General features: G+C 37.8%; 11 protein-coding genes. 7 read left to right on the forward strand and 4 right to left on the reverse strand.

Going from position 1 to position 11,759, the window contains the following annotated elements:
• A partial coding sequence (locus tag R3333_RS07695; protein ID WP_318958208.1) for a glycoside hydrolase family 3 N-terminal domain-containing protein occupies positions 1-569 on the reverse strand: 569 nt, incomplete at its 3' end.
• A 140-nt stretch (positions 570-709) separates the two neighbouring features.
• On the opposite strand from R3333_RS07695, the gene R3333_RS07700 reads away from it, so the two are divergent.
• The 5 genes from R3333_RS07700 to R3333_RS07720 are packed head-to-tail and all read left to right on the forward strand — an operon-like array spanning position 710 to position 5,648.
• A complete protein-coding gene (locus tag R3333_RS07700) occupies positions 710-1,045 on the forward strand; it encodes a hypothetical protein (RefSeq protein WP_318958209.1) in 336 nt (111 codons plus the stop codon).
• On the forward strand, positions 1,046-2,914 hold the full coding sequence (gene mutL / locus R3333_RS07705) for a DNA mismatch repair endonuclease MutL (protein WP_318958210.1): 1,869 nt from the start codon (positions 1,046-1,048) through the stop codon (positions 2,912-2,914).
• Entirely contained in the window at positions 2,911-3,642 is a 732-nt protein-coding gene (locus R3333_RS07710) for a rhomboid family intramembrane serine protease (protein WP_318958211.1), read from the forward strand. Before mutL ends, R3333_RS07710 begins: the two co-directional genes overlap by 4 nt.
• 1 nt (position 3,643) lies before the next feature.
• Positions 3,644-4,549, forward strand: coding sequence for a rhomboid family intramembrane serine protease (locus R3333_RS07715; protein WP_318958212.1), 906 nt, complete (start codon positions 3,644-3,646; stop codon positions 4,547-4,549).
• Positions 4,539-5,648 carry an endonuclease/exonuclease/phosphatase family protein gene (locus R3333_RS07720; protein WP_318958213.1) on the forward strand — a complete coding sequence of 370 codons (1,110 nt, stop codon included), beginning with the start codon at positions 4,539-4,541 and terminating at the stop codon, positions 5,646-5,648. The genes R3333_RS07715 and R3333_RS07720 overlap by 11 nt, the downstream gene beginning before the upstream one ends.
• Here the strand turns inward: R3333_RS07720 and R3333_RS07725 are convergent.
• Entirely contained in the window at positions 5,635-5,856 is a 222-nt protein-coding gene (locus R3333_RS07725) for a hypothetical protein (protein WP_318958214.1), read from the reverse strand. The genes R3333_RS07720 and R3333_RS07725 overlap by 14 nt on opposite strands.
• 251 nt (positions 5,857-6,107) lie before the next feature.
• Here R3333_RS07725 and coaD point away from each other — a divergent pair, with 251 nt between their 5' ends.
• Positions 6,108-6,575: a pantetheine-phosphate adenylyltransferase gene (gene coaD / locus R3333_RS07730; RefSeq protein WP_318958215.1), complete on the forward strand. Its 468-nt coding sequence runs from the start codon at positions 6,108-6,110 to the stop codon at positions 6,573-6,575.
• 8 nt (positions 6,576-6,583) lie between these two features.
• Positions 6,584-7,996, forward strand: a complete 1,413-nt coding sequence (locus R3333_RS07735) for a hypothetical protein (protein WP_318958216.1) — start codon at positions 6,584-6,586, stop codon at positions 7,994-7,996.
• A 44-nt stretch (positions 7,997-8,040) separates the two neighbouring features.
• On the opposite strand, the gene uvrA is transcribed toward R3333_RS07735, so the two are convergent.
• Both uvrA and R3333_RS07745 read right to left on the reverse strand, forming a co-directional pair.
• Positions 8,041-10,842 carry an excinuclease ABC subunit UvrA gene (gene uvrA / locus R3333_RS07740; protein WP_318958217.1) on the reverse strand — a complete coding sequence of 934 codons (2,802 nt, stop codon included), beginning with the start codon at positions 10,840-10,842 and terminating at the stop codon, positions 8,041-8,043.
• A gap of 14 nt (positions 10,843-10,856) precedes the next feature.
• Positions 10,857-11,759 (reverse strand): ABC transporter ATP-binding protein (locus R3333_RS07745; RefSeq protein ID WP_318958218.1); only part of this gene is annotated, 903 nt, incomplete at its 5' end.

The following is an 11,759-nucleotide window of genomic DNA, read 5'->3' on the forward strand; positions in this document are numbered from 1 at the left end:
AAACTTCTAAACCCAATTACAGGGTTATTCGGGTTTGAATTAATATCTACTACAGGTGCAAAGTTGATGTGTATCCCTAGTGCTTTTAGTTCTTCTGCTATTATTTCTCCCTCTCTTTTTGTCAATGCTTCATCATTGGCTGCTCCTAGGGTCATTTGGTACGGTAAACGTTCTACACCTTTCAATCGCATACTTGCCCCCCATTCTGCATCCATCCCAATTAACAGGGGAATATTACTCTTTGCTTGTAAGCGTGCTATATTTTCTTTGGTCTCTTTTCGCTTTCCTTGAAAGAAGATAAAACCACCAACCTCATTCTCGGTTACGTGTTTGTCTAATTCCAACAAGTGAGCTTCGTCTCTATTGGAATACGCCGCTAACATGAAAAACTGACCAATCTTTTGACGCAAGGTCAATGAATCCAAGGTTTGCCGTGCCCAAGTATCGTCTTGCTGCAAAAATTCTGGTTCCTCATCTGCCGGAGCCAAAACAAAATTGGTAAGCGTAAACCATGTCGTTAGACTTATTAAGCCTAAAATGAGTCCTGTAGTTTTAGTTTTTCTTTGCATACTGTAAAAATAACTGTCGTTGTGTCAGCCACGACCAGATGGAATAATAATTGTTCACAAAAGAGGGTTAAATGCAGGAAACCCTTAACTTTGTTTGAGGATGAATTTACGAACATCTGCGCATAAAAATTACAAGTATCATGCTAGAACGCATTCGATTTATAAAAGTCAACAGAAATAAAAAATTTGATTACGCTCCCCGTTACTATGACGAACGCAAAGAGAAGTTGCAAGCCATGGCAGACCGTTACAACAACGAGAACAAGGGGGAAGTAACAGATGATGAAGCATATAGAAACAAAGTGAAAACGCGTATGCAGAATTCGTTTTCTATTCAAGACGAGTATAAAAATAAATCGAGAGCGTCAAATGTTCGACTTCTAATCATCTTGGGTATTCTTATTCTCATTTGCTATTATATATTTGGCACATTAGACACATTTTCGTCAGATATTATAAACATAGACCAGAAGTAAATGAGCGAAGTTATTCGATTATTACCAGATCACATTGCCAACCAAATTGCAGCCGGAGAGGTGATTCAACGCCCTTCATCTGTAGTGAAAGAATTAGTAGAAAATGCTATAGACGCAGGAGCTACTTTTGTGGAACTTGTAGTGAAAGATGCCGGAAAGACTTTACTTCAGGTAATTGATAATGGTGGCGGAATGTCTGAAATAGACTTGCGCATGAGTATAGAACGTCATGCTACCAGTAAAATACAGCACGCCGATGATTTATTTGCCCTAACAACAAAAGGATTTAGAGGAGAAGCATTGGCATCTATCGCAGCTATCTCTCATTTAAGCATTAAATCTAAACAAGCAGATAGCGATTTAGGAAGTGAACTATACGTTGAAGGTAGTAAGGTTATCCACCAAGAAGAATGCGTAGGTGCTACGGGTACTTGCATCAGTGTTAAAAACCTTTTCTTTAATGTACCAGCGCGTAGAAACTTTTTAAAATCAGACCAAGTAGAATTTAAACACATCGTAGAAGAATTTACGCGTATTGCCCTTTCGCACGGCGATGTTGGTTTTAAACTTACACATAACGATAGCATCATACACGATTTACCAGCAGCGAACATGCGCAAGCGTATCGTAGATGTCTTTGGAAAGAAATTCAACGATAAACTCGTTCCTATTGAAGAGAACACAGACATCGTTAAAATATCAGGTTTTGTAGGAAAACCGGAATTTGCTAAGAAAACAAGAGGTGAACAATACTTCTTTGTGAACAATAGGTTCTTTAAGCACAGTTATTTCAACCATGCAGTAACTGCAGCTTTCGACAATCTAATTCCAGCAAAAACTCATCCTTCTTACTTTTTGTTTTTAGAGGTTGACCCACACAGTATAGATGTGAATGTTCACCCTACCAAAACAGAAATTAAGTTCGAAGAAGAGAAGTACATCTACTCTATTCTGCGTAGTGCGGTTAAATTAGGGTTGGGAAAATATAACATTGCCCCTACCATGGATTTTAACCGTGAAACAGAATTTGACCTTCCGCTTTCTTACAAGTACGAAGAGCCGAAGGAGCCAACCATACAAGTTAACCCTAATTACAATCCTTTCGAGGAGGAAAAGAAATCGAAATCTACTTCACATAGCTCAGCCACGAAAGTGAGTGCTACTAAATATGAGAAGTCAGATGCCATTTCTCAACATGGCTTTGGTAACTTAACTCCGAGCACAGAGAGCTGGGAAAACTTCTACGAAATAGCCGAGGAAGAAGAAACACAACCACAACAAGAGGAAGTGTTTGAAAAGGAATCAACAGCGGCAGGCAAACAACAGTTTGTAATTCACGGAAAATACCTCTTCTCTCAGATTAAATCTGGAGTAATGTTAATTCATATCAAACGCGCCAAAGAAAGAGTTTTATACGACGAGCTCATGGCTAACTTCATGCTCAACCCTATTGCCTCACAACAATTACTTTTCCCTTTTGAACAAGAACTAACTAAGCAAGAGCGTTTGGAATGGGAAAACAACAAAACTTCTTTGGAACGACTTGGTTTCCATTACAGTTTTGAAGCTGATAAATTAGTATTAGCAGGTATACCTAATTTGGTACAAGATGAAGTCTTACAAATATTGGTAGACTCTATTACCGAGAAAATTGCGCACAATGAAATTGATAAAGGTGAGTTGGCGCATTCCCTTATTTCTACACTTGCGTCGGCAGCGGCCATGAGTGGAAACAAAGGACTAAAAGAAGAAGAAAAAGATTACTTAATAGAACAACTCTTCCAAGCAGAAGACCATATGTTTAGTCCGAGTGGATTAAAAATCATAGACACCCTTAGCTTAGAAGAATTAACCAAAAGATTTGCATGAATTTCTTAAATAACTTACACCCTGTTACCAAGAACCTACTATTGATTAATGTAGTATTGTACATCATCACGTACTTTGGGTTAAAGCAAGGATTTTTATTTTCTAATTATTTAGGAGGATATGTATTTAGCTCTCCTTTCTTTCAGCCTTTCCAAATAGTAACGCACTTTTTTATGCATGGTTCCTTAGGCCATTTAATAGGAAACATGTTTGGTTTACTCTTTTTTGGTAACCTACTCGAACAAGTTTGGGGTCCCAAAAGATTTTTCATCTTTTACTTCGTAACTGGTATTGGTGCCTTTATTCTTTACCAAGGCATTGGATACTATGAATTATTAGAAGTGAGAAAGCAAATTACTGCGATGGGGTTTGACTATCAGGACGTACATGAACTATTAAAAGAAGGTAAATATTACACCAGTGGTGGATCTGTTATGCGAGAGTATGTTGATATGCTCAGAACGCCAATGATAGGTGCTAGTGGAGCCGTGTTCGGAATTTTGGTTGCATCGGCTTACCTTTTTCCCAACATGGAAATCATGCTACTTTTCTTCCCCTTCCCTATTAAAGCTAAATACTTTGTTAGCATTTATTTAGTGTATGAAGTGGTACAAACCATACAATACAACCCAACAGATAACATTGCACACTTAGCTCACATTGCAGGGGCACTTATCGGTTTCATCATGGTGAAGATTTGGCAGAAGTCAAGAACTAACTTTTACTAAAATGAGTAGAACGTTTACAGAAGAAATAAAATACCAATGGAATTATGGCGGTATGTACATCAAGTTAATCGGAATTAACCTTGCCGTATTCTTATTGATTAATATTGCCTTAGCTTTTGCCGGTTTATTAGGCTATTCGGCACAAGCTAGCACACATAATGTTTTGCAACAAATCTTTGTGTTACACGGAGATTTTAAAGGATTGCTTACCCATCCATGGGGATTATTTACGAGCATCTTTGCCCACTTTGGTTTTTACCATCTACTCATGAACATGCTGGTACTCTTCTTTGTAGGTCGCATGTTCGAACAGTTCTTTACCAAAAAGCAACTCTTGTACACTTACCTGTTAGGAGGTGTGGTTGGAGGATTGGTACAAATTATCGCCCACCAACTTTTCCCGGGGTTACAAGCATCTGGAATTTACGTAGTGGGAGCCTCAGGTTCGGTAATGGCCATCTTTATGGCTGTAGCATTTTACAGACCTAATATGACCGTTCACCTTTTTGGTATTCTACCCGTTCGTATTATTCTTTTGGCCGGACTTTACCTTCTTTCTGATTTGATTAACATTTCTAAGAATGATCAGATTGCACACTTTGCACATTTAGGAGGAGCTCTAATTGGTTACCTTTCTGTTCAAAACTTGGGTTCACCGAAGAATATAATTGCACGCTTAGAGCAATTGTTCAGCAAGTCGAAGCAACCCAAAGTAAAACGTTCTAAAATGAAGGTGGTAAAGAACAAGAAATATAACACTCGTTCTGATGAAGCTTACAACGAGTTCAAAAACATAGAACAAGAACAAGTAGATGCAATTTTGGAGAAAATAAAAAAAGCCGGTTACGACAGTTTAACCAAACGCGAAAAAGAAATTTTGTTCGAATACAGTAGAAATGTCAAATAAGAAAAAGCGCTTCTTCTCTCTTAGAACTTTGATGCATTTCTTTGCGTTACTCACCAGTATTGCTTTACTCCTGAGTTACGTCAGTGTTTACGTACCTCCAAAAACCCTGTGGATACTTCCCTTATTCGGATTAGTTTACCCCCTGCTTCTAGTATTCACTCTACTCTTTTTAATCTACTTCACCTTTGGTAAATCTAGGTGGTTTTTACTACCCTTAGTGGTAATATTATTAGGAGGTAAACTTCATTTTAGATACATCAATTTAGGATGGGGACAAACTCAAACTGTAGCAGATCAAACGCTGAAAATCACCAGTTACAACGTTCGATTGTTCGATTTCTATCTTTCATCACAAGCGAACAATTATGACAATAAGGACAGTATCATGGCTTTCATTAAAAATGAAAATCCTGATATATTGTGCCTACAAGAATATTTTTACACAGATGGTAATACTGAATTCAACACCAAAAAGACACTTACCAAGCTATTAAAAAGCAAGGAGTATCATGAGCGTGTGCGTTTCCAACAAAATAAGAAACGAAACTTTGGGGTAAGTATTTTTTCAAAGTATCCCATCATTTCTAAAGGTGAGGTTAGTTTTCCGGCATCTGCGACCAACTATTGTATTTACACAGATGTAAAAGTGAACGAGGATACTTTACGCGTATACAATACCCATTTACAAAGTGTAAAGATCAAACCAGATGACGTTAATTTTAATTTAGAAGATGACGAGGAAACAAACTTACTGCGCTTAAAAACAACGGTAAAAAAACTTAAAAATGCCTATCCAGCAAGAACAGAACAAGCACAACTGATTTTAAAACATGCGGCTGCATCTCCTTACCCAGTAATTATTTGTGGAGATTTCAATGACCCTCCTATTTCGCATACCTACAACCTTTTCAACAAGGTATATAAAGATGCCTTTAGAAATGCAGGTAAAGGCTTAGGACGTTCCTACGCGGGTAAAATTCCAGCGGGTAGAATAGATTACATCTGGCATGATGTAACATTAGGTTCTCAAAATTTCAAGGTCCAAGACCAAGCATTTAGCGATCACTACGCGATCACAGCTGAAATCATTCTTCCTTAAGTTTTTCGAAACGTGAAATATTTACCAAAGGAAAATGCTCTCCGTTGGCTAAATAACCATGTTCCACCCCTTCTAAAACTTTAAACGTCACAAAGCTACTTTCAACAATTCGCTCCCCTTCTTCAGTGTTTAAATACAATCGCACTGGTGTTTGGTGCATCGCCAAACGTTCATATATATCGTACATTTCACAACTAACATTTTTCATAGCTTTCTATTTTTAAGGGCGCTTAAACGGGTCATTCAGTTGTAGCTCCTTGGCTTTCTCTCCTTTCCAAAACCAAGGCTCAAGAGCTTCTAAAGTCGCTTTGCTCCTTGCTTTGTCAATCTCGCAAAACCAAGGCACTACCCTTTCTACCCCTAGCGCAATCGTCATTACATCTACTTCATTCAGATTTATATCAATTAGACGAAGCCGAGTTAAAACCTTTCATTAATTTTGTTTACAAACAAGAAAACATGAGTCACACTATAAAAAGAGGAGTTTTCCCTGGATCTTTTGATCCTTTCACCAAAGGACACGAAAGCGTTGTGCGCAAAGCCATTGAATTATTCGACGAAATAATCATAGGTGTTGGTATCAATACCTCTAAACAATATTTGTTCGATACAGATAAACGCATCGCACATATAGCCTCACTTTTCGAAGATAACCCCAGAATTTCAGTTCAATCGTATACAGGCTTAACGGTGAAGTTTTGTCAAGAAGTTGAAGCGCAATACTTAATCAGAGGATTAAGAGACTCGAAAGACTTTGGATACGAGCGCAGCATTGCTCAAATGAATTTGGAGATTTCTGACATAGAAAGTTTATTTTTTATGACAGTTCCGGAATATGCCGCAATAAATTCAACAATTGTACGTGAGATATATAAGTCAGGAGGCGAAATTCACAAATTCGTAACCAATCCAGATTTACTCGTTTAAAAAATTATATGAAATACATCCTTTCACTTTTAAGCATTGCACTGCTAAGTACAGTTACACATGCGCAAGCACAAGAAGTTTTTATAGAAGGCTATGCGCAGAACATGGGTAGCGGAACAGTAGAAGTATTCGAAATTGTAGATTACCTAACCCGTTACGAAAGAAAAATTGGTAGCGGTACCATTTCTACCGACAGTACCTTCAATGTGCGTTTCACAACTAAAGGAACCCAAAAAGTAAAGGTGAAAATCAACAACAACTACTTCTACACCTACGTCCAACCCAATGCGCAATACGATTTGTATGTTAAAGACAAATCTCCCTACAACCCTGAACGACCAGAAGGGAACTTGGTAGAATATTTCTTTGGTGGACTCCCAGAGACAGACATCAATTACAAAATCATTGAGTACGATGATGAGATATTGAATTTCTTGCGTACGAACTATAGAAGAACAGATGTTAGAGCCAGAGAATTCATGTATAAATTGGATACCTTTAACATGGAAATCCAAGAAAAATACAAAGACGACACTTCTTCTTACTTCGAGGTATACCGTCGTTATGGCCTAGCAAGTTTAGATGACTTAAGTTTTATTGGAGCCAGTAATCGCTTGCAAAAATTTGATTTCTACTTAAAACCCTTTACCGTTAGCTATAGCAATGATAGATACATGGAATACTTTTTAAACTTCTATGAAAACTATCACTACAATTTAAGTAGAACAAAAGAACAAGAATTCTACAATGCTTTAGTTCAATCAAGTCCAACCCTATTGATGAACACTTTGGGTAATGTTTATGAAGTGAAACACAATCTTCGCGTTAGAGAATTGGTTCTGATTAACATGATGAGTGACTTATACTACAACGTTGATTATCCACAAGAGCCTATTTTAAATGTACTCGATTCGTTGGCAGGATTCGCTTTGTTCCACGAACACAGAGACATTGCTAAAAACATGCGTAAAAGGCTTACAGAACTAAAGCCAGGTGTTCGCTCGCCCAACTTTGAGTTCACGCACAACGATGTAACGAAACAAAAGGGTGACTACATCGGTAAATACCATTACGTGAGTTTTGTGAATACAGACATTAAAAACTCCATGGCCGAATTAGAGCTTTTAAGAGCACTTTATTTGAAATACGGTGGAACCACACAATTCACAACCTTTATCGTGAACAACAGCAATCAAAGTTTAGAAAAAATTAAAAAGAAATATGATATTCAATGGGAAATTGTTGAGGTGGAAAAAGAAGGTGATATCATCAAAGATTTCCAAATCTTAACCTACCCTCAATATGTTTTGATAGACCTTAACGGTTACATCGTGGCGGCACCTGCACTGGGGCCCAAACCCAACGGTGAATATCAAACCATAGAAAGACAATTACACGCCATTAGTAGATTAAGACCATAAAAAAAGCCCCAATAATTCGGGGCTTTTTTTTGGATGATACATCCTTATTTAATCTTTACTTCCTTTTCTAGTTTTTCTTTCAAGAATCTACCTGTATGAGAGTCCTTACAATTCGCTAAATCTTCTGGTGTTCCTGCGAAAACAAGGTTCCCTCCTTTATCTCCCCCTTCGGGTCCTAAATCAATCACATAATCAGCACACTTTACAACATCCATATCGTGTTCAATCACAATCACAGAATGCCCAATACCAATCAATGCATTAAAGGCAACTAATAGTTTTTCTATATCGTAAAAATGCAAACCTGTTGTTGGCTCATCAAAAATGAACAAAGTAGGTTTTGGATTTCTAGATTTAATTAAGAACGAGGCCAATTTTACACGTTGTGCTTCACCTCCAGATAAAGTTGAAGATGCTTGACCTAAGCTCAAGTATCCCAAACCAACATCAAACAGCGGTTGTAGCTTCTCTACAATCTTCTCCTCCGTTCGGGTTGTTCCTTCTTTAAAAAGCTCCAAAGCATTCTCTACATCCAACGCCAATATATCAGCGATCGAATGTCCTTTGTATTCCACCTCTAGGGTTTCTTGTTTAAATCTAGTTCCATTACAAGCTTCACAGTTTAAGTGAACATCGGCCATGAACTGCATAGAAACGGTAATCTCACCCTCTCCCTCACACATTTCACATCTACCTCCATCTACGTTGAAACTAAACCACCCAGGCTTATATCCCCTGATTTTTGAAAGTTGTTGTTTACTGAATAATTCACGTATGTCATCAAAAGCCTTAACATAGGTCACAGGATTACTTCGCGAAGATTTACCAATTGGGTTTTGATCTATAAACTCAACGGTATGTATGCGTTGTGTATCTCCTTCTAATATTCCAGAGTACTTCATCTCACCGCGGTGAATTCCTAAAATTTCATTCATCTTAGGAAACAACACATCCTTCACTAAAGAAGATTTACCCGAACCACTCACACCTGTAACACAAACCAGATTATTTAAAGGAAAATCTACTTCCATTCCTTTAATGTTATTGGCATATACCTTTTTCAAGGTTAATTTATCTTTGGTCGGGCGTCTATAATCAGGCGTAGGTATAACTCTCTTTCCTGTAAGGTATTGAGCGGTTAAACTCTTTTCTTCATTTATCAAAGCCTTGTGATCACCGTGGAAAACAACTTCTCCTCCATGCACTCCGGCCATAGGACCAATATCCAAAATACTATCGGCATTTTCCATCATGGCTTCTTCATGCTCCACCACAATTACCGTGTTTCCTATATCTCTTAAATCTTTAAGAACCTGAATTAATTTATCTGTATCCTTAGGGTGTAAACCGATAGAAGGTTCATCTAAGATGTACATTGACCCAACTAATGAAGAACCTAAAGAGTTGGCCAAATTGATACGTTGCGATTCACCTCCTGATAAGGTATTGGCTTGTCTGTTTAAGGTTAAATAACTCAACCCTAAATTAGAGAGCAACTCCAATCGATTAACGATCTCTGGTAAAACACGTTTGGTTACCATTTCGTATCGTTCTCCCAAGGCTAGATTTTTAAAGAACTCTAGGTTGTATTTTACAGAATCTAAAACAATCTGCTGTATGTTTTTACCTCCTAGTTTTACGTAAGAAGCATCTTTTCTAAGTCGTGTTCCTTTACAATCTGTACACTTGGTTTTCCCTCTATACCTTGCAAGTAATACTCTGTATTGAATTTTATAACTTTTCTTTTCTACAAAAGAGAAGAAATCATTGATACCTTCGAAATACTTATTACCGGTCCATAACAATTCATATTGTTCCTCCGATAACTCCTCCACAGGTTTATGTATAGGGAAATCAAATTTGGAAGCATTCATCACTAGGCCATTGAGGTATTTCGACATAGACTCACTGTTCCAGGGCAAAATTGCTCCTTCATATACGCTCAATGATTTATCGGGTATCACCAAAGACTCATCTATACCGATAACGGTACCGAATCCTTCACACGTTCTACACGCTCCAAAAGGATTGTTAAAGGTAAAAAAGTGTTCTGTCGGTTCTACGAATTCCATTCCGTCCAATTCAAAGCGGTTAGAAAACTCGAGTTCCTCCTTCGTATCATGCAGCTGAATAATACAGGTTCCGTTTCCTTCGGCAAAGGCCAATTGAACAGAATCTGCAATACGTGATATATTTTCCTCACTGTCTTTGTCAGACTTAATACGGTCAATAACCAAATATCCTTCCTTCACCTTTTTTGGAGGATTTTCTATCAAATCTGTTACCTGGTGTAACTCACCATCAAACAAAACACGCACATATCCTTGATCTTTTAACAAGTTCAATTGTCTATCTATTCCGTATTTATCGATGTTTAAAAGAGGTGCTAACACCAACGCTCTTGTCCCCTTTTCCAATGCGTTTATAGCATCCAACACATCACTAACGTTGTGTTTCTTTACTTCATTTCCAGAAATAGGAGAATAGGTTTTACCCACACGGGCAAATAGTATTTTCAAGAAATCGTAGATCTCGGTAATGGTACCTACTGTAGATCGAGGATTCGTAGAGTTCACCTTTTGTTCTATCGCTACTGCAGGTGATATACCTTTAATGAAGTCAACTTCTGGTTTGTCTAATTTCCCAAGGAATTGTCTAGCATACGCAGATAAACTTTCTATATACCTACGTTGCCCCTCTGCATACAAGGTATCAAAGGCTAAGGATGATTTACCCGATCCAGAAAGACCTGTAATCACCGTTAATTTTCCATGTTCAATTTTAACTTCTACATCCTTGAGGTTGTGCATGCGAGCACCCTTAATGTGTATGTGTTGTTCCTTCATGTAAGCCGCCGATCTTAATTGTTCTCTACTTGTTTTTTGCTCTCTTCTTCTTCCAATAATTGCTTTTGATACATTTCAGCATAAACTCCCTTGAGTTGCATCAAAGATTGGTGGGTTCCTTCTTCTATTTTTTGTCCGTCATCCAACACGATAATTTTGTCGGCATTACGAATAGAACTAACCCTATGAGAAACAATTAAGGTAGTGTTTTTTTCTATTTGAGGTTTTAAATTCGATAGGATGATTTCTTCAGTTTCTGTATCTACCGCAGATAAACAATCATCTAAAATCAAGAATTTTGGTTTACGCATCAAGGCTCTAGCAATACTGATACGTTGTTTTTGACCACCACTTAAATTAACACCTCGTTCACCTAACAAGGTTTCATATCCTTCTTTAAAATCTGTGATGTTATGGTAAACGTGGGCTTGCTTGGTAACAGCATCCAACTCCTCTTGTGTTGCATCCCTATCTTCTGTTAAACCAAATTTAATATTGTTGGCAATAGAATCAGAAAACAAGAACACTTCTTGCGGAACAACGCCCGTATCTTTGCGGTACTCCTCCAAGTTCACTTCCTTTAAGTTCTTGTTGTCAATCAACACCTCACCTTCTTGCGGATCAAACTGACGCATTAAAAGATGAATCACACTTGATTTACCAGAACCTGTTCTTCCCAAAATGGCCAATGTCTCCCCTTTATTAATAGTAAATGAGAGGTTTTTAACCGCTGTGATATTTGATGTTGGATAGGTATACGTAACATTATTAAACTCAATATTCCCCTGGAAATCTAACTCTTCTTGTGTAGGGTTTACAATTTCAGGCTCTTGCTTTAGGAATTCATTTATTCTTTCCTGACTGGCTGCAGCACGTTGGATTAATGACGTCACCCATCCCACAGATGCAAAAGGCCA

The organism is Lishizhenia sp. (genome assembly GCF_033720595.1).
GTDB lineage: Bacteria > Bacteroidota > Bacteroidia > Flavobacteriales_D > Crocinitomicaceae > Lishizhenia.

Bases quoted from the DNA above. Each gene is read 5' to 3' on its own strand.
- coaD (WP_318958215.1), top strand. From the start codon at position 6,108: ATGAGTCACACTATAAAAAGAGGAGTTTTCCCTGGATCTTTTGATCCT.
- uvrA (WP_318958217.1), bottom strand. From the start codon at position 10,842: ATGAAGGAACAACACATACACATTAAGGGTGCTCGCATGCACAACCTC.
- mutL (WP_318958210.1), top strand. From the start codon at position 1,046: ATGAGCGAAGTTATTCGATTATTACCAGATCACATTGCCAACCAAATT.
- R3333_RS07710 (WP_318958211.1), top strand. From the start codon at position 2,911: ATGAATTTCTTAAATAACTTACACCCTGTTACCAAGAACCTACTATTG.
- R3333_RS07700 (WP_318958209.1), top strand. From the start codon at position 710: ATGCTAGAACGCATTCGATTTATAAAAGTCAACAGAAATAAAAAATTT.
- R3333_RS07725 (WP_318958214.1), bottom strand. From the start codon at position 5,856: ATGAAAAATGTTAGTTGTGAAATGTACGATATATATGAACGTTTGGCG.
- R3333_RS07735 (WP_318958216.1), top strand. From the start codon at position 6,584: ATGAAATACATCCTTTCACTTTTAAGCATTGCACTGCTAAGTACAGTT.
- R3333_RS07720 (WP_318958213.1), top strand. From the start codon at position 4,539: ATGTCAAATAAGAAAAAGCGCTTCTTCTCTCTTAGAACTTTGATGCAT.
- R3333_RS07715 (WP_318958212.1), top strand. From the start codon at position 3,644: ATGAGTAGAACGTTTACAGAAGAAATAAAATACCAATGGAATTATGGC.